The 25,040-nt window shown below is 61.7% G+C and carries 21 protein-coding genes, 1 other RNA gene and 1 pseudogene; 13 read left to right on the top strand and 10 right to left on the bottom strand.

Going from position 1 to position 25,040, the window contains the following annotated elements; translation table 11 throughout:
- Positions 1-61 precede the first annotated feature (61 nt).
- From JY96_RS22445 to ssrA, 3 genes are all read left to right on the top strand, one after another.
- Positions 62-1,411 carry a DUF2306 domain-containing protein gene (locus tag JY96_RS22445; protein ID WP_052162619.1) on the top strand — a complete coding sequence of 450 codons (1,350 nt, stop codon included), beginning with the start codon at positions 62-64 and terminating at the stop codon, positions 1,409-1,411.
- A 95-nt stretch (positions 1,412-1,506) separates the two neighbouring features.
- Positions 1,507-2,736, top strand: coding sequence for a bifunctional glutamate N-acetyltransferase/amino-acid acetyltransferase ArgJ (gene argJ / locus JY96_RS15985; protein WP_035038943.1), 1,230 nt, complete (start codon positions 1,507-1,509; stop codon positions 2,734-2,736).
- Between the two features lie 152 nt (positions 2,737-2,888).
- Positions 2,889-3,260: a transfer-messenger RNA gene (gene ssrA / locus JY96_RS22920) on the top strand.
- A 50-nt stretch (positions 3,261-3,310) separates the two neighbouring features.
- On the opposite strand, the gene chrA is transcribed toward ssrA, so the two are convergent.
- Complete coding sequence (gene chrA / locus JY96_RS15980; RefSeq protein ID WP_035038940.1) at positions 3,311-4,687, bottom strand: chromate efflux transporter; 1,377 nt, start codon at positions 4,685-4,687, stop codon at positions 3,311-3,313.
- On the bottom strand, positions 4,653-5,738 hold the full coding sequence (locus tag JY96_RS15975; RefSeq protein WP_052162618.1) for a catalase family protein: 1,086 nt from the start codon (positions 5,736-5,738) through the stop codon (positions 4,653-4,655). Before JY96_RS15975 ends, chrA begins: the two co-directional genes overlap by 35 nt.
- An 89-nt stretch (positions 5,739-5,827) precedes the next feature.
- Between JY96_RS15975 and JY96_RS15970 the strand changes: the two genes are divergently transcribed.
- The 6 genes and pseudogenes from JY96_RS15970 to JY96_RS15945 all read left to right on the top strand — a co-directional run bounded on the left by JY96_RS15970 (position 5,828) and on the right by JY96_RS15945 (position 12,121).
- Complete coding sequence (locus JY96_RS15970; RefSeq protein ID WP_035038938.1) at positions 5,828-7,783, top strand: acyltransferase family protein; 1,956 nt, start codon at positions 5,828-5,830, stop codon at positions 7,781-7,783.
- 52 nt (positions 7,784-7,835) lie between these two features.
- Entirely contained in the window at positions 7,836-8,795 is a 960-nt protein-coding gene (locus JY96_RS15965; RefSeq protein ID WP_161784344.1) for an SGNH/GDSL hydrolase family protein, read from the top strand.
- 176 nt (positions 8,796-8,971) lie between these two features.
- Complete coding sequence (locus JY96_RS15960; protein WP_035038933.1) at positions 8,972-10,084, top strand: site-specific integrase; 1,113 nt, start codon at positions 8,972-8,974, stop codon at positions 10,082-10,084.
- Between the two features lie 315 nt (positions 10,085-10,399).
- Positions 10,400-10,642: pseudogene (locus JY96_RS24050) on the top strand (PAAR domain-containing protein); the annotation flags it as partial.
- A gap of 304 nt (positions 10,643-10,946) precedes the next feature.
- Positions 10,947-11,735 (top strand): hypothetical protein, encoded by a 789-nt coding sequence (locus tag JY96_RS15950; protein WP_152606539.1) that lies wholly within the window; start codon positions 10,947-10,949, stop codon positions 11,733-11,735.
- Positions 11,732-12,121, top strand: a complete 390-nt coding sequence (locus JY96_RS15945; RefSeq protein ID WP_035038930.1) for a hypothetical protein — start codon at positions 11,732-11,734, stop codon at positions 12,119-12,121. Before JY96_RS15950 ends, JY96_RS15945 begins: the two co-directional genes overlap by 4 nt.
- A gap of 34 nt (positions 12,122-12,155) precedes the next feature.
- Here JY96_RS15945 and JY96_RS15940 read toward each other — a convergent pair whose 3' ends face one another.
- On the bottom strand, positions 12,156-12,386 hold the full coding sequence (locus JY96_RS15940) for a helix-turn-helix domain-containing protein (RefSeq protein ID WP_235333949.1): 231 nt from the start codon (positions 12,384-12,386) through the stop codon (positions 12,156-12,158).
- 97 nt (positions 12,387-12,483) lie between these two features.
- Here JY96_RS15940 and JY96_RS15935 point away from each other — a divergent pair, with 97 nt between their 5' ends.
- Both JY96_RS15935 and JY96_RS23305 read left to right on the top strand, forming a co-directional pair.
- Positions 12,484-13,554: a hypothetical protein gene (locus tag JY96_RS15935; protein WP_035043215.1), complete on the top strand. Its 1,071-nt coding sequence runs from the start codon at positions 12,484-12,486 to the stop codon at positions 13,552-13,554.
- Positions 13,551-14,030: a hypothetical protein gene (locus JY96_RS23305; RefSeq protein WP_152606538.1), complete on the top strand. Its 480-nt coding sequence runs from the start codon at positions 13,551-13,553 to the stop codon at positions 14,028-14,030. Before JY96_RS15935 ends, JY96_RS23305 begins: the two co-directional genes overlap by 4 nt.
- Before the next feature lie 93 nt (positions 14,031-14,123).
- Here the strand turns inward: JY96_RS23305 and JY96_RS15925 are convergent, their stop codons facing one another.
- Positions 14,124-16,328: an ankyrin repeat domain-containing protein gene (locus tag JY96_RS15925; protein WP_035038922.1), complete on the bottom strand. Its 2,205-nt coding sequence runs from the start codon at positions 16,326-16,328 to the stop codon at positions 14,124-14,126.
- A 276-nt stretch (positions 16,329-16,604) separates the two neighbouring features.
- Between JY96_RS15925 and JY96_RS23635 the strand changes: the two genes are divergently transcribed.
- Positions 16,605-16,871 carry a hypothetical protein gene (locus tag JY96_RS23635; protein ID WP_035038917.1) on the top strand — a complete coding sequence of 89 codons (267 nt, stop codon included), beginning with the start codon at positions 16,605-16,607 and terminating at the stop codon, positions 16,869-16,871.
- Here JY96_RS23635 and JY96_RS15910 read toward each other — a convergent pair.
- Entirely contained in the window at positions 16,861-18,447 is a 1,587-nt protein-coding gene (locus tag JY96_RS15910) for an AAA family ATPase (RefSeq protein ID WP_052162616.1), read from the bottom strand. The two genes, JY96_RS23635 and JY96_RS15910, sit on opposite strands and share 11 nt — an antisense overlap.
- Before the next feature lie 124 nt (positions 18,448-18,571).
- Between JY96_RS15910 and JY96_RS15905 the strand changes: the two genes are divergently transcribed.
- Positions 18,572-19,312: a helix-turn-helix transcriptional regulator gene (locus JY96_RS15905; RefSeq protein ID WP_235333948.1), complete on the top strand. Its 741-nt coding sequence runs from the start codon at positions 18,572-18,574 to the stop codon at positions 19,310-19,312.
- A 269-nt stretch (positions 19,313-19,581) separates the two neighbouring features.
- Here JY96_RS15905 and JY96_RS22440 read toward each other — a convergent pair whose 3' ends face one another.
- From JY96_RS22440 to kdpF, 5 genes are read right to left on the bottom strand one after another with little or no spacing between them, the layout of a single operon-like run.
- Positions 19,582-20,445 (bottom strand): TorF family putative porin, encoded by an 864-nt coding sequence (locus JY96_RS22440; RefSeq protein ID WP_161784343.1) that lies wholly within the window; start codon positions 20,443-20,445, stop codon positions 19,582-19,584.
- 24 nt (positions 20,446-20,469) lie between these two features.
- Entirely contained in the window at positions 20,470-21,090 is a 621-nt protein-coding gene (kdpC, locus tag JY96_RS15895) for a potassium-transporting ATPase subunit KdpC (protein ID WP_035038914.1), read from the bottom strand.
- Positions 21,091-21,111: 21 nt separating this feature from the next.
- Positions 21,112-23,184, bottom strand: coding sequence for a potassium-transporting ATPase subunit KdpB (kdpB, locus tag JY96_RS15890; protein WP_035038911.1), 2,073 nt, complete (start codon positions 23,182-23,184; stop codon positions 21,112-21,114).
- Positions 23,185-23,194: 10 nt separating this feature from the next.
- Positions 23,195-24,898 carry a potassium-transporting ATPase subunit KdpA gene (gene kdpA, locus JY96_RS15885; RefSeq protein WP_035038900.1) on the bottom strand — a complete coding sequence of 568 codons (1,704 nt, stop codon included), beginning with the start codon at positions 24,896-24,898 and terminating at the stop codon, positions 23,195-23,197.
- Positions 24,895-24,987: a K(+)-transporting ATPase subunit F gene (gene kdpF, locus JY96_RS22905; RefSeq protein ID WP_081961321.1), complete on the bottom strand. Its 93-nt coding sequence runs from the start codon at positions 24,985-24,987 to the stop codon at positions 24,895-24,897. Before kdpF ends, kdpA begins: the two co-directional genes overlap by 4 nt.
- Positions 24,988-25,040: the final 53 nt, after the last annotated feature.

Below are 25,040 nucleotides of genomic sequence, written 5' to 3'. Positions count from 1 at the left end.
GCCTTGCCAGGGCCTCGCGCGCTTTCCAAGATGGCGGCATCTACCAAAACAGGAGCCGCTCATGCGCACTGCGCCCCACACCCCCGTACGCCTGCTGGCCATGCTGGCCCTGCTCGTGGCCGCCCTGTTCGGGCTGGCCAGCATGGTCTACCCGATCAACATGCTGCAGGGGCAGTGGCCACTGGTCAGCCGGCTGATGGCCGCGCTGCTCTCTCGCGACTTCGTCATAGGCGACCCGCAGACCATGCAGCAGGTCATCCACAACTACACGCGCGGCTTCCTGGGCATCAGCGCGCACACCGCGCTGGGTGGGCTGGCCTTGAGCGCCTGCTCGCTGCAATTCATCCCCAGTTTGCGACGCCGCCACCCGCGGGTGCACCGCGCCGTGGGCATGGTGGCGGTGACCAGCACCGCTGGCGCCATGGTGGGCGCCATGGCGTATTTGTGGATCACGCCGGCGACTGACACGGTATCGGGTGCAGCATTCGCAGCGGCCTTGTGGCTGCAAGCGGTGACCACCCTGCTCGCGCTGGGCCTGGCGGTGGCGAGCATCCGCCGCAGAGAGATCCGGGCCCATATGGGCTGGATGGCCTTGATGATGGCCAGCCTGATGACCGCACCGCTGCTGCGCATCGGGGATGTCATCGTTGGCTGGTTGCTGCCCTTGAACCTGACCCAGACCACCGCCGGGCTGGCCGTGATCCTGATGCCGCAAGCCGTGTTGCTGATGGCCTGGTGGATGCAGCGCGTGGGCCGACACGACATGCCCCTGCTGCCACCCCAGCTGAGCATGTTGCCCGGAGCCTTGCGTGCCCTGGTGTGGGTGGGCGTGGCCGCCGTGCTGCACGAAGGCCTGCTGGCACCCTGGGGCCTGGATGCGCTGGCCCATTGGCGCGGTGCCGAGGTGCGCCTGCCCGGCATCGCCGGCATCTGGGCCGTGAGCAGCGCCTTGCTGCTGCCCAGCTTGCTGAGCGAATTGCCGGAGGTGCTGCGAGGCCGCCCCATGCAGGCCCGCACGCTGCTGCTCATGGCCACTGCGGCCTGTGGAGCCCTGTTGATCGCCGGCCAGATCCAGGGCCACAGCCTCAACCAGATCGGGCACCGCTTCTACTGGGCCGCCTTCGGGGCCTGCAGCCTGGCCTGGAGCATCGCCGGCATGCTGTGGCGAGGCGCCAGCCGCGAGCAGACCAACTGGCGCATCCTGGGCCTGATGAACGGGCTCACGCCGGCTGTGTGGCTGCCGTATGCGCTGGGCCTGGCCTTCACGGGCTGGCCGGCCGACACCATCACCACCGGGATGCTCACCCTGAGCTGGGGCTTCTTCGCCTGGCATGGTTTCGTGACCGCGTTCGGCCTGCCCATGCCCGGCGTACCAGCCACCATCCCGCAAACCAGCGAATCCATGGCCTGACACGCGATTTTCCGCGGGGCGAAAGCGCATGCTGCGGCACAATCTGGCTCCTTGATCGGGCTTCACGGCTGAAGCCCACCCGGAGCCTACACAACATGCCCGTCAACCTGACCGCCCCCAACCCATCCGATCTGCACCCCGTGCCCGGCGTCAAGCTGGGCATCACCATGGCGGGCATCCGCAAGGTCAACCGCCGCGACCTGACCGTCATCACACTGGATGAAGGCAGCGCCGTGGCCGGTGTGTTCACCAAGAACCGCTTCTGCGCCGCCCCCGTGCAACTGTGCCGCGAGCGCCTGGCCGCCAGCAACGAGATCCGCGCCCTGCTGATCAACACGGGCAACGCCAACGCCGGCACGGGCGAAGACGGCCTGGTGCGCGCCCGCGCCAGCACCATCGCCCTGGCCCGCCAGCTGCATGTGTCGCCCGAACAGATCCTGCCGTTTTCGACCGGTGTGATCATGGAAACGCTGCCGGTCGAGCGCATCGAAGCCGGCCTGGCAGGCGCGATTGCCGACCTCAAGGCCGACAACTGGGCCGTGGCTGCCGAAGGCATCATGACCACGGACACGCTGCCCAAGGCTGCCTCGAAGCAGATCAGCATCGGCGGGCAAACCGTGACCATCACCGGCATCAGCAAGGGTGCCGGCATGATCAAGCCGAACATGGCCACCATGCTGGGCTATGTGGCCACCGATGCCAACATCGCCCCCGGTCTGCTGCAGGCCCTGGTGACCGAAGCGGCCAATGCCTCGTTCAACCGCATCACCATTGATGGCGATACGTCCACCAACGATTCGTTTGTGCTGATCGCCACCCGCAAGGCCCAGCATGCCGAGATCACCGATCTGAACAGCGCCGACGGCCAGGCCCTGCGCGCCGCCGTGATCGCCGTGTCGCAGCAACTGGCCCAGGCCATCGTGCGTGACGGCGAAGGCGCCACCAAGTTCATCACCATCACCATCGAAGGTGGCCGCAACGAAGAAGAGTGCGCGAAGGCCGCCTACGCCATCGCCCACTCGCCCCTGGTCAAGACCGCCTTCTTCGCCAGCGACCCCAACCTGGGCCGCATCCTGGCTGCGGTGGGCTACGCCGGCATCGACGACCTGGACCAGAGCCTGATCGAGCTGCACCTGGACGACGTGCACGTGGTGACCAAGGGTGGCCGCCGCCCCGAGTACCGCGAAGAAGACGGCCAGCGCGTGATGAAGCAAAGCGAGATCACCATCCGCGTGGGCCTGGCCCGCGGCACCGCCACCGCCACGGTGTGGACCTGCGACCTGTCGCACGAGTACGTGACGATCAACGCGGATTACCGCAGCTGAGGCGGCTTGGGGACGGGGGTTCGATTCCCCCCGGCTCCATCTAAGCGCTGAATGGATGCATGGGGGGACTTGAAAACCCGCCAGGCGTCCGCATATCGATCAACAAGGCCAGCGCGGATTCGCAAGAACACCTACAATGGCCAGACTTTCCTGGGGCCGACCTGGTTTCGACGTGGGTGCGGATTCGGGACAGGGCATGTCGAGGGCCAGGCACCTCGTAAATCCATCTGGAAAAAAACTAACTGCAAACGACGAATCGTTCGCACTCGCCGCTTAATACCGGTGAGCCTCGCAACAGTTGGCCGATGGGCTGGGCTGTAGTCGCAAGACGATAGCTGCGAGGTCATTCACATTGGCTGGGTTCCTGCCGGGTCACTCGGTAGGGATCGAGATTAAGTGACTGGCTGGCCTGGTAGCGTGCTGCTGCGCGATCAGGTCGGTGAGATTCAAATCAGACAGCTACACATGTAGATCTGCTCGATGATGGCTTACGGACGGGGGTTCAATTCCCCCCGGCTCCACCACACCCCCGAACAGCGCCAAGTCTTGCAAGAGGCTTGGCGCTTTTCTTTTTTCAGGCCAGGGCCTGCCCCAGCAGCTTGAGCCCCAGCCCCACCAGCGCGCAAGCCGCGATCACGTGAATCACATTGCGCTTGTAGTGGAACAAGGCCGCTGCGGCCCCCACGGCGATCACGGCAGAAGCCACGTCAAAGCGCCCCGCCAAGCCCTGCGGCCACAGCACGTGGTAGCCAAAGAACAGCGCCAGGTTCAGGATCACACCCACCACCGCCGCGGTGATGGCCGTCAACGGTGCGGTGAAATGCAACTCGTTGTGGGTGGACTCCACCAGCGGCCCGCCCGCCAGGATGAAGGTGAAGGACGGCAGGAAGGTGAACCAGGTCACCAGGCTGGCTGCCACGGCGCCGGCCAGGAACAGGCTCTCGGGCCCGAACAGCGCCTTGACGTAGCCGCCCACGAAGCCCACAAAGGCCACCACCATGATCAACGGCCCGGGCGTGGTCTCACCCAGTGCCAGGCCATCCATCATCTGCGTGGGCGTCAGCCAACCGTGATGCACCACCGCGCCTTGGTACACATAGGGCAGCACGGCATACGCGCCGCCAAAGGTCAGCAGCGCCGCCTTGGTGAAGAACCAGCCCATCTGCGTCAAAGGGTGCGTCCAGCCATAAAAGGCTGTCAGCAAGCCCATGGGCACGAGCCACAAGAGCCCGCTGACCAGCACGATGGCCATCAGCCCAGACCAGCGAAACCGGGCGTGTTCGGGCGTGGGCGTGTGGTCATCGATCAAGGCCGCACCATAGGACTTGTCCGCCCCGCCATGCCCACCGCCCAGCTTGAACCACTGAGGGGACACCCGCCCGCCCACATAACCCACGGCGGCCGCACCCAGCACGATCAGCGGGAACGGCAGGTTCAGGGCGAAGATCGCCACGAACGATGCGGCGGCGATGCCCCACAGCACCCGGTTCTTGAGGGCGCGCGAGCCAATGCGGTGCGCGGCTTGCGCGACGATGGCGGCCACCGCAGGCTTGATCCCGTAAAACAGGCCTGCCACCACGGGCACCTCGCCAAAGGCCATGTAGACCCATGACAGCGCGATGAGGATGAACAGCGAGGGCAGCACGAACAGGCCACCCGCAACCAGGCCGCCCCATGTCCGGTGCAAGAGCCAGCCGATGTAGGTCGCCAGTTGCTGCGCCTCGGGGCCAGGCAGGACCATGCAGTAGTTCAGCGCATGCAGGAAGCGCTTTTCAGAGATCCAGCGGCGGCGCTCCACGAGCTCCTGGTGCATGATCGCGATCTGCCCGGCGGGCCCACCAAAGCTGATGAAGCCCAACTTCAGCCAGAAGGCAAAGGCCTCCCAGAAGCCGACGGGCGCGGGCGGGCTGGGCGGCTCAAGGCTCGATACGCGGCTGTGCGTTGAGTTCATGGCGCAACTTGGAGACGGTCAGGTACACATCCTTGCGCACCCGGGAAATGCCACCCAGCGGACGATGCTCGGGGATGCTGTGCCAAGGCGTGAAGGAGCGCGCCTCGCACACCTCCGCGGCCTCGGGCGTCTGCGCCGGGATGGTGATGCGGGCCACAGGCACAAAAGGTGACTGGGCCTCCTGCCATTCCACGGTGGCATCTTCGATCGGCATCTTGGCGGGCACAGTGCGTGTCTGCACCATGAAATCGAAGCAGGCCCCACCTTGTGCCAGTTGGGCACGCAGGTTCTCGCCCAGGCGATCGGCCGTGTCGGACTGTTCATAGAAGCTGCTGCCCGCACAAGGCCGGGCCGAAAACTTCATCTGCTCCGTGCCCAGCTTGGAAGGCGTGGTGCTCCAGTAACGTGAGTTCAAGGGGTTGAGCAGCTTGTGCCCGGTGAAGGCCAGGATGATGGACGTCTCGTGGAACAGGTGCGTGGTCAGCCAGCCCGCCAGGCTCAAGCCACCGCCACTGACCGCCTTCTGGAAGGCGCCATAGTCCACCGCGTTGCGGATGAAGAACACCGGGTGATTGGTCATCAGGAAGTCCTGCGTGCTGGCGGTCTGCTCGTCATCCAGCAGCTTCAGGCCTGGCACGCCCATCACCTTGACGGCCATGCCACGCGCATCGTTGGTGTGGTCGTCCTGCGATGAGCCGGAGCCGTTGGAGAAACGCACCACGGCGTTGTAGGACTTGGGCGTGGCAAACAGCCCTTGCGCCAGCTTGGGCGGCAACTGGTCGAGCACGCTGAAGGTAGCCTGCACACAACCATGCGACTTGCGATGGGCATCACGGAACGCATGCCCGTTCTTGTCGAAGCCAGCCTGCACCGAGGTCTGGATGGCCGTGACGATGCTGGCCGTGGCCGCCGCCTCGCCTGCCGGGATCACCTCACCATCGGCCGAGGGCACGCCTGGCGGCACGGGCGTGACCGCGCACCCCACCTGGCTGAACAGCATCAAACCGGCCAGACTGGCCAGGCGACTCAAGGACAAGGGGCGTGCACGCATGGGGCTCTCCGATTGAATGAATGTCGTTTATCTGAAGGTGTTCGACTATGCCCTCGGGCAGACCCGCCCCCATTGGGATAATCCCGCCGATGCGCATCTTGAGAACAGACATCCAGATTCTGAGGGCCATTGCGGTCCTGTCCGTGCTGGTCTTCCACTTTGATTTGCCGGGCCTGCAAAAAGGCTTCCTGGGCGTCGACATCTTCTTCGTGATCTCGGGTTACCTGATGTCGCGGGTCATCATCGACGAGATGGACGCAGGGCGCTTCAGCCCGGCCTCGTTTTACTTCCGCCGCGCACGCCGCCTGCTGCCGGCCGCCATGGCCATGTTCGCTGTGGTCACGGCCGTGGTGCCCTTCGCGCTGACCATGGGCGCCCTGCATGACTACGTCCAGCAACTGCTGGGGGCCCTGGCCTTCAGCGCCAACCTGGTGCTGTGGGCACAAAGCGGCTATTTCGATGGGCAGGCCACGCTCAAGCCCTTGTTGCACACCTGGTCGCTGGCGCTGGAGGAACAGTACTACTTCGTGCTGCCCCTGGTACTGGCCTTGATCGGGCGCCGCTGGCGCGCGGTGGGGCTGGTCGGCCTGTTGCTGGCCAGCCTGATGGCTTGCCAATGGTGGCTGGTACGGGATCCATCCGGCGCGTTCTACCTCTTGCCCACCCGCGCCTGGGAATTGCTGCTGGGCTCGGTATGCGCCCTGCCTGGGCTGTCTGCGCGTTTGAAGTCAGGTTTGAAGCAAGGCCAGGAGCACGCGCCCAACAAGGGCTTCGACAGTGGCTGGTTATGGCTGCCGATCATGGGCTGGTGCCTGCTGCGCGGCGTGGACAGCACGCACCCGCGCACCGATGCCCTGCTGGTCTGCCTGAGCACGGCCGGCCTGATCCTGCAGCCCTCGGCCATGCTGCAGTCCACGCGCCCGTGGATGCGCCCGCTGCAATGGATCGGTGACATCTCCTATTCGCTGTACCTGGTGCACTGGCCCTTGATCGCGCTGGCCAAGAACATCTGGCTGCAGGCGGTGCCCGGCCACGTGCTGTGGGCCTTGCTGGCGCTGGCTTTCGTGCTGGCCCAGTTGTCTTACCGATACGTCGAACAACGCTACCGCACGCTGGCCACACCAGGGGCCTTGTTCAAGCAACTGGCATGGCTGCTGATCCCGTTGCTGCTGGCCATGGGCGCCCTGGCCCTGCACATGCACCGGCACGCGCAGGCAGGTGGCGCGGCGCAACGCCATGCGCCCGTCTACGGCTTTGATGCGCGCTGCGACCAGGATCACGACTTCGAGCCGCTGCCCGCCTGCAGAAATGCACCCAGGCCACTCACCATGGTCTGGGGTGACAGCTACGCCATGCACCTCATCCCCGCGCTGCAGGCTTCGCCGCCTGAAGGCGGTGTGATCCAGGCGACACGCAGTGCCTGCGGCCCGTCGCTCGACATGGCCCGCCAATCGCCCAAGGATCCGCCGGATCGGGGCCAGCAGTGCATCGCGTTCAACCGGTCGGTGCTGGCCTACCTGAGCCAGCATCCCGAGATCGACGTGGTCGCCTTGTCCGGCCGCTGGCAATACTATGTCGACGACCCGGTGGTCGATGCGCAAGGGCGTTTCATTCACCCTGATGCCCATGCGATCGCGGCTTCGTTCGCCCGCGTCGTCCGGCAACTGCAAGCCATGCACAAACGGGTTGTGCTCGTGTCACCGCCCGCCTTGCTGGGCCCCGATGTCGACCTGGGTTTGTGTGGCCAGCGTGCGGCACAAGGTTTGCTGACCGTGATGAGCGCGCTTCAGACCGATTGCGCCTTCGATCGGGCGCAACTCGACGCGCGGCAGGCCATCGTGCAAGCGATGCTGTCTGAAGCCATGCAACTGGCCAACATCGACATGATCGATCTGGCCGCCTTCAACTGCGATGCCCGGCGCTGCGTCACCGTCATCGACCAGGTGCCGCTCTACCGAGACTTCGGGCACTATAGTCAGGATGGCGCGCGCCTGTTGGGCCAGCGCATGCAACTGGGGCAAACGCTGCGGGCCAGCGCACGCTGAATGGCCACAAGCTGGCTATGATTGGCGATATCGCCATGTGAAAGGTCTGACCTTGGCAAATCGCATTACCGGATTTCGCTCGCTGATTGGCGCCATGCTGCTGGCCTGCCTGGCCGCACCGGCGGCGGCCAGTTACTCACAGATCATCGCCTTTGGCGACAGCCTGTCTGATACAGGCAACCTGTTCAAGCTGACCTCGTTCCTGCCAACCGGCGGCATACCCGGCGCGCCTTACTACCAGGGTCGCTTTTCGAATGGCCTTGTCGCCGTCGAATCCATGGCGTCGGCATTGGGCTTGTCGCTCACCAGCCAGGCCATCGGCGGCGCCCAGACCGGCCCGGGCAACGAAGGCGGCGCCGTGCTGTACGGCACCGGCGTGAGCGGCCAGATCCAGCGCTACGAGGCCAGCCACAACAGGCTGGACACCAACGCGCTGTACTTCCTGTGGGCGGGTGCCAACGACTTCTACACCGGCAACAACATCTACTCGACCACCACGTACCTCACGTCATCGTCGAACATGTTGAGCAACATCCGCAACCTGTACAACCATGGTGCGCGCGATTTCTTCGTCCCCCTGATGCCGGATCTGAGCCAGACACCCGAGGCGTTGAATGGCACGGCCAGCTACCAAAGCGCCGCGCTGGCCCGCACCCAGGAGTACAACGGCGCGCTCAGTGCCGGCCTGCAGTCACTGAGCAGCAGCCTGACCGGCGCCAACATCGTGGTGTTCGACACCCCGGCCTTCATGCAAAAAACAGTGCCCACACTGGCTGCCGCAGGCCTGGACGTGACAGACGCCTGCTACGACACCAAGCTGGAATCCGTGTGCAGCTTCCAGGAGCAATACCTGTTCTGGGACAACGTCCACCCGACCAACACGGGGCATTGGATCCTGGGGCAGGCATTTGCCAGCGCGGTGCAGGCGGTGCCGGAGCCGGGCGCGCTGTATCTCGAAGCGCTGGGGCTGGTGTCGATGATGTGGGCAAGACGCAGGCAGCGTCAGCGATAAAAGCAAAAGGCCGCCAGGACATATTCCTTGCGGCCTTTTTGCTTGAATCTGTTGGTCGGGGTGAGAGGATTCGAACCTCCGGCCTCTACGTCCCGAACGCTTAGCTCTTGTGCCGTGTTTGCTGGTGCTCTAAGCTGTCCCATCATTAATTGGGACAAATTTGGGACACAAGACGCATGGGCACCATCACGAAACGAGGCGAGCTGCAGTGGCAGGCCAAGGTCCGGCGCAAGGGCTACCCCGCTCAGTCACGCACGTTCTCCTACAAGGAGGATGCCGAGAAGTGGGTTCGTGACTTGGAGCGGGCGGCCGACACGGGCGGTGTGGTGGATCGGCGCGAGGCTGAGAAAAACACGCTGGGAGCCATTCTGCGCCGCTATCAAACGGAGGTCACGCCATCCAAGAAATCGGCCGACATCGAATCCGTGAAGATCGACGTCATCCTGAAGGATGCGACCCTGCCCAAGCTCAAGATGTCGGCGGTCACCAGCAGTGCGGTGGCCAGTTGGCGAGATCGGCGTCTCAAGCAGGTCAGTGGCGCCACCGTCAATCGCGAAATCGATGTGCTGTCTGCCGTGTTCAACCATGCCCGCCGTGAATGGGATGTGCATGTCGAAAACCCGATCCCACTGATCAAGCGCCCCGAGAAGGCGCGGGCTCGTGATCGCCGGTTTTCAGCCGAGGAAGAAACCTACCTCCTAGCCGCCCTGACAGGTGGTGAGCGCTTGGCCGATGGCACGTTCAGCAAGGGCGCCCGCAACCCCTGGCTGCTGCCATTGGTCAAACTGGCAATCGAGACCGCCATGCGACGTGGTGAGTTGTTGTCGCTCACTTGGGAGAACGTGGACCTCAAGCGCCAGACCGCCCACTTGCCAGACACCAAGAACGGTGACCCGAGAACGGTGCCCTTATCCACGCGCGCCGTCGCAATCCTTCAGGCGCTGCCACTGCCTGAGGTCGACGAAGAGGACAGCGACATCGAAGCCCCCCAACGGACCGGCCCCGTCTTTCCAACCACTGCATTGGCATTACGCAAGGGCTTTGCCCGAGCCATTGAGCGCGCTCAAGAGCAATACCGTGCCGACTGCAAACAAGCCAAGCGTCGCCCTGTTGTAGGCTTCCTCGAAGACGTTCATTTCCACGACACGCGCCATGAGGCCGCCTCGCGCTTGGCCGAGAAGCTGACGAACGTCCTGGAGCTGTCGGCGGTCACTGGCCACAAAGACCTGCGCATGCTCAAGCGTTACTACCACCCCCGCGCCGAAGATCTGGCCAAGAAGCTCGGTTGATGTGGACAAGGTCGTGGACAGCCGAAGTTGTCCACGATAAATCGCCCCTGCCAGATCTCGATAGATCACCCCTGCTGACGGCAGCCTTTCCTCGATAGATCACCCCGATCGTGTTCGATAGATCGCCCCTGCTCTGTACAGATAGGGGTTCTGATAGCGTTCAGATAGCTCAACTGGTAGTGGGTGGGGCCACTTCTGTGGACAAGCCACAGGACAGCGAAATGGCGGCAGTTGGGCAACGCTTTGTTACTCGGCAAGACGTTGAGGCGGTAGTCGGGCCTGCTAGATTCGCTCCCAAAAATCACAGGGGAAGCAATGAGGCCATTCATCGTGATGGGCGACCAGACCAGCCATGGTGGCGTGGTCATCGGGTCCACGCAAACCACAGACACCCATGGCAAGCGCTTGGCTCGCGTCGGTGACCAAGTCACTTGCCCGAAGAAGGGCCATGGCACCACCGTCATCGTGACGGGTGACCCGACCATGATCGTGGATGGTGCCCCAGTGGCTCGACACGGCGATCTGTGCGCATGTGGCGCTGTGCTGATCTCCAGCCAGGTTGTCTCTCGTGTGGGTGACGGTAGTGGCTCATCAAACACAAGCCATGGTGCGCAAGCCGTGACTGCGAGCTCAGGTGCGGCGGCTGCCGAAGCCGTCAACGAAGCGATCAAGGCCTTGTTCGACCATCGCTTTGTGCTGAGGTGCGATTTGACCGACATGCCCCTGACCAAGCAGCCGTACCGTCTGCGTTGGAAGGATCAGGTCGTTGAGGGCGTGACCGATGAGAAGGGGCAAACCTCCGCGATCCCCACAGGCAGCTCCGCTGCCGAAGTGACTTGTGAAATTCTCGGGGAAGCAATCGATGGCTAACGGCCCAGCACTCAGGGTCATCACGACCCAAAAATCTCAGTCCACCGTCAAGAGCGACACGACGCCAGCGCAGGCACAAGGCAACGAGCTTGCAATGGCGCTTCAGGGCATGGAAACGGCCTCTGCTGCGTTTGCCGAGAGCATCATCAAAGACCCAGCTGCGCGCGCCGACTACACCCGCAAGACAGCCGCCGCCAGAGCAGAACTGATCCAGCTCGTGAAAGAGGACAAGATCACCCCGCACGAAGCGGCCAAGACGGCCAATGCCATCCGCAATCAGATCATGGAGCTGACACGCGCAAAGCTCACCGACTTCGGCCTGGCCTTGTCAAAAGACATGAAAGCATCCGGACGGCCACTGGACTACATGCAGAGCCTGAAAGCCAATGAAATGTTCGGACGGCCGTTCGAGTCGCTGACCTCCGTGCAAAAAGAAAAGGTTTGGGTGCAGATCGTCGATAGCGCAGGCAAGTCCAATCATGGCGTCAATATGCGCGTGAAGCTGTACGGCGCTGCAGGGCGCGTTTTCCTGGTGGCGACGCTCGCCTTCGCCGTCTACAACGTTGCCACCGCTGAAGACAAGCCTCGTCAGGCAGCCAAAGAGGGCGCCACGGTTGCGGGTGGCGTAGCGGGTGGTGCGTTGGCGACGGTCGGTGTTGTCGCGATGGTCAGCAACCCAGCAGGTTGGGTGGTCGGTGTCATGATGTTCGTGGGGGCTGCGGTCGGGGCGACAGGCGCATCCTCCTCGTTTGACTACTTCTGGCCGGAGACAGCGCATTGAATCAGCTTGCCGTGATTGCCGCGACCCAAGGTTTTGCCATGGTGGCAGCGATCATCATGTCGATGCGCCTCACGTCCGATATTCCCCTCGCGCCCGCCTCACAGGGTGAGCGTTTGCGGGCCTGGGCGATCATCGCTGCTTGCTGCGCTGGGCTTTGCCTTCTGACGGCGTGCATGTTTCACGCGGGCTGGCCATACAAGACGCACCTGTTGGCCGCACTGGGCTTGGGGGGGCTTCTGTACCTGCCCCTCTCCACATCGTCTGAATCCGATGACGATGACTCACCAGTGTCCATCCTCGACAGGGTCAAGGTGACCTTGGCGACCGTGGCATGCGCGGCATCCCTTGCCGCCATTGGTGCCTACGCCGTGCTGCTCAAGCTCTGACGCCACCCATCGCGCCACAGTCTGGTCACGCCCATCACGCTGCCATTGCCTGGTAGCGCACCTCGACGCGGCCACACATTTCCGCAAGCGACCACTCCAACGCTCCTGCCAGCCGGTGCAGCACGCTGATGGTGGGCTGCTTGCGCCCGCTCTCGATCAAGGTGATATAGGGCCGATCCAACTCACAGCGCCCAGCCAGGTCCTCCTGCGACAAGCCGAGTTCTAAGCGGCGCACCTTGATCTCCACCCCCAAGGCTTCGATCAACGACTGGTTTCGACTCGGTCTCATGGACAGCGAGTCTTCCGAATATGTACACTATTGACACGTGTCTATAGATAACATTCGAGAGGAAAATGAGATCATGGAAGGCTTGCGACGACTCCACACCACAGGCTGCGTGACGTCACGCAGTCATTGCAAGGCGTCCATCTGCGTACTGGCTCTGATTCAGACGCTTTCAGGGTGCGTAACCACCCAAGCGCAACCGGACGGATCAACCAAGGTGCGGCTCTCACTGGGCGCCCAGGCCCAGTCTGCTCAAACCGCCACCCTCAACAACTTCGAGCGCCAAGAAGGCGCCGCCTTGCCAAGCGTCCGCACGACGCGTTTGGCCGGTGTCTTCAGCAAGCATCCCTACGACGGGACGGCAAAGACGTACTTTCCCCGTGTGGCAGTCACAGTGACGGACTGGGCCCGGAACGACTGTTGGTCGGCAACTGCCACGATCTGGTGGAGCATGAGCAAGTCGGAAGCTGTGCCCGCCTTCTCCGTGTGTTGGGGGCAATCGGTCGGCTATGCGGTGAACAACGCCGCCAACCTGCATCTGTTCATGCAGCAAACCGCCCTTGAGCACAGCGGCAACCTGCGCACATCCGGGCCCAAGCCGCCAATGCTGGCCATTCCCGACAGGCAACCGATCAGCGAGCGGCAACAGCTCGCCTTCCAGGGCTTCATTCAGCAACTGGTGCGCGACACCGGCTGGCAACCGGGCGCGCCAACGAATCTGTGGCTGGTCGGTTATGGCGCCAGCACAACTACGCAGCCAGTTAGAAGTAAGGCCAAGACCCAGCTTGAGCAGGCGCTGTCTTGCGCCTCGATCAGCAAACGCTTTGATCAAGCAGAGGCCGCACTCAGGTTGTCGGGATGGCGACCAGGCCAAGGCATCACCCCGGTCACCTTGACCCAGCCCCTCAGGGTTCATGGGCTCACCGTGCACAAGATCGCAGTCTCTCGCGATGGTGGCGAGCACGTCTATCGCAGCTTCATGTCCGGTGTCAGCTTGCAGCAGGTGGTGAAGGCGGCCGCACTGCAGCTGGGCAAGGACGGCAGAACCTATGGCCGATTGACCAAAGTCGGCGTGCTCTCTGCTGATATGGAGGGTCGCGATCCCACGCTGACCTGCACCATCAACACAGAAGGAACGGAGGGATGAACATGTCGATGCAATGTCCTCGTTGCGGCAGCCCCCACATTCAGCGGATGACTGTGGCGCATGCTGATGGAACACAGCACTTTCAAGCTGAGCACATCGCCTTCACGTCGAATGGCCAGTTTGCGCAAGGGAGCAGCCACGGCTCACAGGCCACGTTGCTTGCTCAGCATTGCGCGCCACCCTCGCCACCATCGCCTATGCCTTTTGTGGTGAGCCTCGGACTTGGCTGCGCGGTCGTTTACCATGCATCGACAAGCTGTGACGTATTCGAGCGGAGCTGCAGGCTGGACATGTCAGCGGTCGCCATGCTCGCCCACAACTGGAAAGAGGCGCTTGCTGGCATGGGCCTCATTGCAGTGGGATGGCTGCTGATGAAGGCCTGGCACATCCAGGCCAAAGACTACAGCGTTGCCAAAGACCAGTGGCGGAAGACATGGTTCTGCCATGGGTGTGGTCAGTCGCATCAACGCGGCTGAGAGCACGAGACGATTACAGTAATTATCGTAATCGCCTGATGAACACTCGGCTGCAGTTGCAAGCCTGCACGGACAAACGCCACGGGCCTGTCGTCAACGGTACCTTTGGCTCAGGTAGCTCAGTACTCGCCTTGAATGAAAGGCACGTGCGATCTGCCAACTGTCTTGCCCGTGTGCATCTGGCATGAGTGGATCACCACCACGTTGGATCATCAAATCAAGCAGCTCGGGCAAATCACTCTCGGCCGCCAACATCAGCGGTGTTCGGCCAGGAACCGGGTATCTGTGAGTTGCGTTTGGCTTGGCACCAGCCTCCAAAAGTATTGCGGCGATCCTCATCAACTTGGAAACTGAGTGCCTTGAAACGTGCCGGTCAACCATTGCTTTGGCCACAGCAATGGCCAGTTCTTGATGCGAGCCCAGAGCGGTTGTGTTTGATCCGAATGCGCCTGCGAGCCCGACACCAAATCGACGCAACGTGTCTTTAAGCACCGAATCGGGCTCTTGCATCATTCGAGCAGTCAGCGTGCACAGCATCTGGGTTGGGTTGACCCTCCCGGACAACTGGGTCACCAGGTAGTACAGCGGCGACTGGTTGTCGGTCAGAGCTCGCTGTTCAACATCTGCGTTTTGCTCGACCAAGGCAGCCACGACATCAGGCAGACCAAGATCGATCGCGCACATCAATGGCGTCAGTCGCTTGCGCTGGGTCAACGCATTGATCGTGGCTGGTTGATGGGGGTGGACAAGAAGCAGGTCCAGCACCTCGCACCTGCCCGTCTGCTCTGCGTGCTGAATTGCGCAGAGCAGTGGGGAGGCGTTTGAGCTGTCCAGGTCGTCTACCGAGGCGCCCGCGTCAAGCAGCGCTTGGACTTGTTCAAAAAGTCCGAAGGAAGCAAAGAGGCGCAACTGTGGCCAGCGCCGAACCTGCCCATCCGCCGAGTGCACTGCCCGCACGCGGCTCGGCGCCTTGAGATCGGGCTTCATCTTTGAGATGGCGTCGCGGTCAAGGAAAAGCCATCCTTGGATGGGCTCATCGGTCAGATCTTGCTGACATTCAACGAACCGTCCGCAAGCTGGGAATTCGACCGGCAACTGCAGCGCAAGCTGATCAAGCTCCCAATCTTCAAGAACCGTTCCTGCTTCAGGTTTGCGGTAGAGCCCGAGGACTATGCCGACGTGCTTGAGCTGTTTCAGAAACACCCGCTCCTTCGGCAGAAAGGCCGAGAGGCAGGACGCTTCGGAAACAATGTCTTTGATCTGGTGTCCCGCTCGGTAGCATGCCTGCTCGAAGGCTTGCTTGTAGTGCGGGAGTGCTTCTTGGTACTGCCCGGACAGCGCATGCCAACGGCCCTTCATCCAGCTGTAGTGGTAGGCGGTATGTCCCTCTGGGTCAAGGCGTTTTGCCAGTTGCTCCAGTGCTTCGATTTGCTGCCAGGTGCGGTCCCGATCCCCGGGTTGCTTTGCTGACGTTCGACGCAAGTCGTGCCACAGGTAACAGCCAGCTTGGGCGAGCTCGGGCCATGCCTGTCCGGCGCGGACGACCAACTCGGAGAGAACATCCTCAACAGGTCTGCTTGGAGATGCAATCCCTCGCGCCTGAAGGAGCATCAAAGACCGCAGTGATCCCGGCCATTGCCTCTCTAGCCGTGACAGGGCAGAGGCAATCAGCAGCCAAACAGGGCAAGCGGGGATAGGCTTCCAGCACTCGACCAGCTTTCGGTAAAACAGCTTGATGCTCTGCGCTGAAGGAATGTCGGTGCCGGTACGCCACTTACGTACTTTTTCCTGCTCAAACCGAGCCGATCCTGTGCTCCCCGGATACAGCAGTTTTTCTACAGGGCCTCCGACGGCTCCGTCCAACCATTCGAATGTCACCCGCAGCGGCTGCTCGCTGTCAGCAAGCAACCGCTGCAAGTCAGGACCTGGCAGCTCGGCGCTGACTTGCAGCAGCAGTTGTCCGCCGAATGGGGCAAAGAAATGCTCAACCAAGACCGGAAGTGCTTCGTTTCGCCCCAGGGCATCCAGTGACACGCCGAGCACCAGATGGGTATAGGCGGACCGAACTGAGGATACCCAGCGTGCGAAGATTTGATGAGCGATATCTCCAATGACAGTTGCGCTGTTGTCAACGAGTACCTCGGCGATGACCATATCCAGCCGTCGCCAATCGAAATCGCCTTCTCTGGCCAAGCGTCCCACATCACTTCCGGCCTTGTTGGCATCTATTGCTCCGGCCAAGGCCGAGATGCACTCGCCGAATCTCGGATACGGGGGTAATTGTTTTGTCATGGTCATTTGATCGCGCCGATGCGGCGAATGTCCCTGCGGAAATTCAGGCTGGCCCGCCAGTCGCTTGGAGTTCCGGGCACTGCAAGCTTCCGGCCATTCGGCGCAACAAGCTTGCCATGCGTTTTCCCGTTCACCTACTTCCAACCTGAGCTGACCCGTGTTCGCACCAAGGCGGACACCGTCTTGTCGTTGCTGTATCTCATTGGCAGTTTCGGGCCCGGCACCATCACTGGCGCCGGGCTCAACTGAGCTTACTTCGAGCCCTTGGAGCCACCTTGATTCGTGGCAGCCGAGCTCTGTGCCCGCGAAGCGAAGCTACCAGCAGCCACCTGCCCGCCGTTGGACTTTGCGGTTGACGACTGGATGCGTGCAGCAGCTTGGCTGGTCATGGGAGTGGACTTGGCAGAAGACTTGGACATACTGGACCTTTCAATGGTTGTGTTGCGCACATCGGCAACAGTCGAAAGGTTAGAGATCTGGCTTCATTTCGTATCCCGCGCGACCGCTGAAGAATTTTTCTGTTTTGCACTGCATGGGCTCATGCCGTGAATCCCATTGGATTGCGAGTTGGGCTGGGCATGGATGGCAAGTCTCCAACTCGAATGTAATCTCGCTCTTCCCGCGCAGCCCGCCCCAGCGCGCGCTTGATCGCCAAGCCCACGCTTCTTGGTGGCAAGTTCTTCAACTGGTTCACCACCTGCTCATCCAGCCTCGGCGAGAAGGCCGAACCCCAAGGGCTCTCCGCCCGCATGCGCCCATAAATCTGTTGGGCAATGTGAGCCGCGTGCTCAGTTGTTGGGGCCTGCACCTGCAGCACCGTCATGCGTGACAACAGCGGCGCCGGAATGTTGTCCGCACTGTTGGCAGTGGCGATCCAGTTCACATGGCTGGCATCAATCGAGAAGTCTCGAATGGACAGGTCGATGAAACTACGAGCGCTGCGAGGCTCCAGCAACGTGTACAGCGCTGCCAGCGGGTCGTACGGGCGGTCCTTGTCGGTCTTGTCCAACTCGTCCAGCACCACGACCGGGTTGGCTTTAGGTTGATAGGCCAGCAATTCGAACAACACACCGGGCTCCGAGTTGCTCCAGAACGACTCCGACCCGGCCAGTGGCGAGCCCGATTGTGCGCTGGCCATGTCCATGACGCGGAAAGGCAGGCACAACCGCTCTGCCAGCCACCGTGCGGCCTCAGTCTTGCCAATGCCAGCCGGTCCCACCAGCAAGAGGGGAGACCAGGACACGCGCCCATCACCCATGGCATGCAGCGCGAAATAGTCGTGCAGAACCTCGGCCACTTCTGCAAAGTTTGGGAAGTTGCAAGTGAACTCGTCAATCAGGTCAGGCCAATCATCGGGGAGTTCCCCCAAGCAACGACGCTCGTGGCCTGCTGCGCGGATGCGCTCGGCAATGTGATGGGCACGCTTGGCTTTCTCCTCAGACTTAGTGCGGTGTCGGTCCACGAAGCTGCGCAAGCCGCTGACGTCAAGAAAGGCGATCTGCGGCGTGGCTCGCGCGGCCGGCGGGCTGGAAGGTGCCAGCGGTGGTTCGAGCGGGGTTTCGTGGTGCAAGGTTTGCACCACGAATGACACACCCTCGTCCATGGGCACCGATGGATCGATGGGCTCACCTCGGATCGAACGCACACGTTCAGCGGGCGCTGGCAGCAAGCCCAGCCCCAACGCCAACCTGCGGTTGCGCTTGATGTCTTCCGTGAACAGCCCTATGGATGCCTCGTGCCTTTTACAGCGCACACCCTGGCCTGCATTGGCATCGCCGCCAATCACCGGAGCGCCGCAAACAGGGCAGTGCTGCTGTGCGGCGTGTCGCGAGACATCGATCAAATCCAGCAAAGCCCGGTCGCGGCTCACACTGGCGTTAGTGAGTTCCATCCGCAGACAAAGCCTGTCGCGGTAGGTGGTTGCGCAGAACAGTGGTGTGCCCTGCAGGTTCTCAGGCTGCATCAGCAGCTCAGCCTTGGACAGAAACTGCTCCACCACCAGCATATGGCCCGGCGCGGGCTCGACCACCTGACTTCCCAACCAAGGGTGACGCGCCTTCATGGCCGCGATGGCTCGCAGGTAGGCTGCTCGGCTCATGGTGCGGTAACGTGATGAGGTTGCCATGGACTTTGATTTTTAACTATAAATTACTATAACAACAAGAGGCAAATCAGGCAAACCCGGAATCGAGCGAACCTCTCGTCTTATAGTGAATTACAGTGATAGCTCGTTCCACGGCATGCGCACCATGAGTCCAGACCGAATACCCCAACTGGCCAGTACCTTGTTGCGCTTGCGTGGGCAAACGCTGAGCGCCGTTGCCCAAGCCACTGGCATCCGTACGGCGAACCTGTCGGTCTGGCTGCGCGGCAAGCCTCAGGTGATTTCCGCTGCGCGGGTGACGGCCTTGACGCATCACCTGGGCATCGAGGGTGGGCAGTTGCGTGGCGACGTGCTGCACCAGTGGGCAGACTGTGGGCAGTTGGATCTACTGAGAGCGATGTGCACACTGCTGGAAGCCAAAGACAGTCCGCCCACATGGCTTTTCCAGGACGAGCAGCCAGGCCTGACCAAAACCCGCTTTCTGCAATGGGGCGGCGCCTGGATACGGCTGGCCGTGACACCGGACACCAGCGGCTTGGCAGACGTCGCGGGCATCACCCATGCGCAGCGCGTGGTGACCCTGCCGTGTGCCTTGGCAGGCATCAGCACCGATTCCGTTCAATTGGCCAGCAATGCCTTGCTGGAGCTGGCGCAGCAGGTTGCCATGGACGTGGGCGACGACGAACTGCTGGATGGCCTCTTGTATCGGCTGAATGAAGGCCATGCCGCTGAGTTGGCGTTCAATACGGCCAACCCCGCAGGCTGGGTGCAGCTGGAACGCGCACTGAGGTCAGCGTTGAGCGCTGGTGTCAGTCCTGCGGAGTTGGCGAAGTGGATCGCCAGCCATCAAGATGCCCTGAACTCGGCATGTGGCCGCAATCGATGAACAGCCTTGTCTTGTTGGACGCATCAACCCTTCTAGTTGTCCCCAATCGGCCACCGTGCCTGATTACTGGCGAAATCTGCCCAGCGGCCACATTCTTTGAGCTTTTAGAAGCCAGCTCAAAGAATGCGCGCGAGGTCCTGGGGACATTCACCTTCTGCAGTGCGACCAGTGTGGTGCTTTGACGGGCGACAAAGTGCCTCCTTTGGATGTGCTCTCTCGTCGAGTCGCGAGTTTGACTGTTGTCTGTGTGTTTCAACTCGCTCTATCGATCAAAAGGTTCGCCCGAACTGCAGGACCAGTCCACTGCGATTGAGGTCTTTTGTCTCTTGACTGGCATACGACAACCCACCCGTAGGAGGTCGATAGAAGCGGTCATTCCCCGCTCTGACCCACGCCAGCCCACCATTCCAACCGTCGCCCCACGTCGCGTTGACCCCCAGCTTCAGGTCGTTGTACGAGGGGTTCATGCCACCGTAGCGAACTCGCAGCTCAGCTCTCCCCCAATGCCCAACAAGGCTGACTCGGTCGCTCAGAGGCAAGTTAACCGACAGGTCGTGATATCGCGTACCCCGACTACCCGCGCTGTAGCCCGTGCGAACATTGGCGCCAAAATAATCGGTCGCCGAAATCGACAGCTTGTAGCTCACCCACTTCCAGCTCATCCCTGCATTAACCTCGAAGGTGTCAAAGCGTTGAGAGACTTGTGAGCATGGCGCAGCCATTGCTGCAGAAGGACAAGCCGAATGGGCAAGGTTGGCGCCAGGGTAAGCATAGCCATACCCCCCCACAGAGAAGCTCCAGTCATCCCCGAAACGCCCACTGAAGCCTCCATAGTAGTCCAGCTCCAGCGACCCGCCTGGGTAACTGTTACCCGACACATTGGAAGCCCACAGGCCGGCGTACCAGCCATTCGACCAATTGACATCGACGCCTCCCTGCAATGCGGGGTGCCCCCAGGTCTGATCAATGCCTCGAAAGCGATAGTGGTTCACCACGCTGATGTTGCTCGCAATGGTGAGGGCCTTGGCATCAATTGGGTCAGGCTCCGCACGGCTCACCATGGACAGAGAAGACAAAGCGAGGCAAGCACTTACCCGGCCAGCAAACCGGTACAAAGAAGTGAGTTTGTTCATGTTGTTCATCCGTTTTGACGAAGGTCAGTTCTGTCCACTGGAAGTTCGTGCCCGAGCCACCGCGTCCACATCGATGTTGAGCGCCAGAACGTGAACACGTGGCTCCCCAAAGAAGCCCAGCCACGGTTGCTCGGTGTGGCGGTCGATCAAGTCCTGAACCACCAAATGAGGCAGGCCACGTACCTTGGCCACGCGAGCGGCTTGAAACTGCGCCGCGGCCACGCTGATGTGCGGGTCCAGCCCACTGCCGGACGCGGTCACCAGATCCACCGGAACGGGACGGGTGTTCCCTGGATCAACGGCGCGCAAAGCCTCGACACGTGCCTTGACCGCATCTGACAAGGCGGGGTTCAGCGGCCCGAGGTTGGAGCCTGCCGAGTTCGCCGCGTTGTAAGGCGTCGGCGCCGTCGCCGATGGGCGCGACCAAAAATGCCCAGGGTCGGTGAAGGCCTGGCCAATCAGGCGAGACCCGACAACCTGGCCGCCATCGTGCGACACCAGACTACCGTTCGCCTGCGCAGGGAACAGCCCCTGCCCCACGCCTGTTACCGCGAGTGGATAGGCCACACCAGTCACCACTGACAACATCACGAAGAGGCTGACGGCAGGACGAACGTACGAATGAGATGGTGATTGCGACTGCATGTGAATCTCCTAGTCGTGACCTCAGACGAGGCCCATGAAACTCAAGCCCAGATCGATCAGCTTGATGCCGATGAAGGGCACCAGCACCCCGCCCAGGCCATAGATCAGCAGGTTGCGGCGCAAAAGCGTGGCAGCGCCCAGCGCGCGATACGGCACACCCTTGATCGCAAGCGGAATCAAAAACATGATGATCAGCGCGTTGAAGATGACGGCAGACAGCACCGCCGAGGTCGGGCTGGTCAAGTGCATGACGTTGAGCGCCGCCAGTTGCGGATAGGTCGACACGAAGGCCGCTGGAACAATAGCAAAGTACTTCGCGATGTCGTTGGCCACACTGAAAGTGGTCAGCGAGCCGCGTGTCATCAGCATCTGCTTGCCAGTCTCGACCACCTCAATGAGCTTGGTCGGATTGCTGTCGAGGTCCACCATGTTGCTGGCCTCCTTGGCGGCTTGTGTGCCCGAGTTCATTGCCACGGCGACGTCGGCCTGCGCCAAAGCGGGCGCATCGTTGGTGCCGTCACCCGTCATCGCCACCAGCCGGCCTTCAGCCTGGTGCTTTCGGATGAGCGCCAGCTTCATCTCAGGGGTGGCCTCAGCCAGAAAGTCATCGACCCCGGCTTCGGCAGCAATGGCCGCGGCCGTCAGACGGTTGTCGCCAGTGATCATCACGGTCTGGATGCCCATGCGACGCAACTCGGCAAAGCGCTCCTTGATGCCACCCTTGACGATGTCTTTGAGTTCAACCACACCCAACACATGAGCGCCATCGCTCACGACCAGCGGGGTGCTGCCTTGATGAGCCACACGCTCCACCTCGGCATCAACGGCGCTCGGGAAATGCCCGCCCAATGCGATCACGTGCTTGCGAATGGCCTCGGCCGCCCCCTTGCGAATCTGGCGTTCACCCAGATCGACGCCACTCATGCGCGTCTGGGCCGAGAAGTGCACAAAATTTGCGTTCAGGGCCTGCAGGTCACGGCCACGCAGGTCAAACTGTTGTTTGGCCAGCACCACGATGCTGCGACCTTCAGGCGTTTCGTCGGCCAGTGATGCCAACTGAGCCACATCGGCCAGCATGGCCTTGCTCACACCTGGCGCCGGGAGGAACTCGCTGGCCTGACGGTTGCCCAGCGTGATGGTGCCCGTCTTGTCCATCAGCAGCACATCCACGTCCCCGGCAGCCTCGACCGCCCGACCCGATGTGGCAATCACGTTGGCCTGCATCATGCGGCTCATACCCGCCACACCGATGGCCGACAGCAGCCCGGCGATGGTTGTCGGGATCAAGCACACCAACAAGGCCACGAGTACCGTGACAGACACCGGCTCCCCCGCCCCAGAGGCCATCACGCCAAACGCTGAGAACGGCCACAGGCTGCAAGTGACCACCAAAAAGACGATGGTCAGGGCCACCAGGAGGATGGTCAAGGCAATCTCGTTAGGGGTTTTCTGGCGTTTGGCGCCTTCGACCATCGCGATCATGCGATCGACAAAGGTTTCCCCCGGGTTCACCGACACCCGCACCATGATCCAGTCCGACAGCACTCGCGTGCCGCCTGTGACAGCAGAAAAGTCCCCCCCCGACTCACGAATCACCGGTGCAGATTCACCGGTGATGGCACTCTCGTCCACAGAGGCCACACCGTCGATCACCTCGCCATCCGCCGGAATCACATCGCCAGCCTGCACCATCACGTGGTCCCCCTTGCGCAGCTCGGACGACTCGATGGGATGCCATTTCGCCCCGACATCAGCCGACTCAAGCTTCTTAGCCCAGGTCTGCTTCTTGAGGCTGCGCAAGGAAGCGGCTTGGGCCTTGCTGCGCCCCTCGGCCAGTGCCTCGGCAAAGTTCGCGAACAACACCGTGAACCACAGCCACAAGGCAACTGTGACAACGAAACCCGACGACTCGCCGCCGCTGCCACCACCGGACAAGGCATGGATCGCCAACCCGGTGGTCAGCCAACTGCCCACGTAGACCACAAACATCACGGGGTTGCGCCATTGCATGCGCGGATCAAGCTTGCGAAATGCATTCAGCACAGCGGGCTGCAGCAACACGGGGTCAAACAACTTGAAAACAGAACGTGTCATGTTGGTTCCTTCAACGCCACAGCATCAGTTGCTCCACCACCGGCCCCAAGGCCAGCGCCGGAACGTAGTTCAGTAAACCGACCAGGAGTACCGTCCCCATCAGCAGGACCACGAACAACGGGCCATGTGTGGGCATGGTCCCTTGGTGAGCCGCGAGACGCTTCTTACCTGCCAGAGAGCCCGCCAGGGCCAGCACAGGCACAATCACACCAAAACGACCGAACCACATCGCTACGGCCAGCAGCACGTTGTAAAAGGGCGTGTTGGCCGACAAACCGCCGAACGCACTGCCGTTGTTGTTCGCGGCAGAAGTGAGCGCGTACAGGATTTCGGAGAAACCATGTGGCCCCGGATTGGCCACCCCCACACGCCCAGCTTCTACCGACGTGGCAAGGGCCGTCCCTGCCAGCACCAGAATTGGCGTGATCAGAATGACCATCGATACCATCTTCATATCGAAGGCCTCGATTTTCTTGCCCAAATATTCCGGCGTGCGGCCGATCATGAGTCCAGCCAGGAACACCGCCATCACCGCAAAGATCAGCATGCCGTAAAGGCCCGTCCCCACACCACCGAACACCACCTCACCCAGTTGCATGTTGACCAACGGCACCATGCCGCCCAGTGGGGTGAAGGAGTCGTGCATGGCGTTGACCGCGCCACACGAGGCATCGGTCGTGACAGTGGCGAACAGGGCAGACGCAACGATGCCAAACCGCACCTCCTTGCCTTCCATGTTGCCGCCTGCCTGATCCATCGTCTGAGCCTGGTTCACGCCAAGCTCACGCCACATCGGGTTGCCTTGTTGTTCGAAGTACGTGGCCGACCATGCCCCCGCGATGAACAACACGAACATCACCGTGATCACGCTCCAGCCCTGGCGCGCATCACCCACCATGCGACCAAACGTGAAGCACAGCGCCGCCGGAATCAGGAAGATCAAGAGCATCTGAATGAAGTTGCTCAGAGCAGTCGGATTCTCGAACGGGTGTGCTGAGTTGGCGTTGAAGAAGCCTCCACCGTTGGTGCCCAACATCTTGATGGCTTCCTGAGAGGCCACTGGCCCCATCGCCACCGTCTGCTTCTGACCGGTCAGGGTCTGGAGCTCAACGTAAGGCAGCAAGTTCTGAATCACGCCTTGGTGAACCAAGGCCACCGCGGACACGAAGGCAATGGGCAGCAGCACCCACAAGGTGGCCCTCATCAAATCGGTCCAGACATTCCCCAGCCCCTGCGCACTGTGACGCACAAAGCCGCGGATCAAGGCCACCACCACCACGATCCCAGTTGCCGCCGACAGGAAGTTCTGCACCGCCAAACCGAGCATTTGTGTGAGGTAACCCATCGTCGACTCACCACCGTATCCCTGCCAGTTCGTGTTGGTCACGAAACTCACGGCTGTGTTGAATGCAGAGTCCGGTGTCACAGCACCCATTCCTTGCGGATTGAGAGGCAGGACATGCTGCAGGCGCTGCAAGGCATAGACCGCGATGACGCCCAACAAGTTGAACAAGATCAGCGACAGTGCGTAACGCTTCCAGCCCATGTCAACTTCAGGCTGCGCGCCGCAGACACGCAGGAGCGGCGTTTCAACCCGGCGCATCCAGGTCACACGCCCCTCCATCACTGCATGGATGTACCGCCCCAAGGGCCATGCCGCGGCCAGCAGCACCACGCAGAACAGGCCTATTAGAGCCAAAGATTGGGTGTTCATGAAAAGTCCTCCGGGTTGAGCAAAACCGCGATCAAGTAAGCCAGCAACCCCACCGCTAGGCCTCCACACAGCAGCAACTCGCCACTCATGACGCACTCCGCTTCAAACGATCACACCCCATCGCCATGCCGACGATGAGCAG

The organism is Aquabacterium sp. NJ1 (assembly GCF_000768065.1).
In the GTDB taxonomy this organism is placed as follows: Bacteria; Pseudomonadota; Gammaproteobacteria; order Burkholderiales; family Burkholderiaceae_C; genus Aquabacterium.
This window is presented reverse-complemented; position numbering and strand designations above follow the sequence as displayed.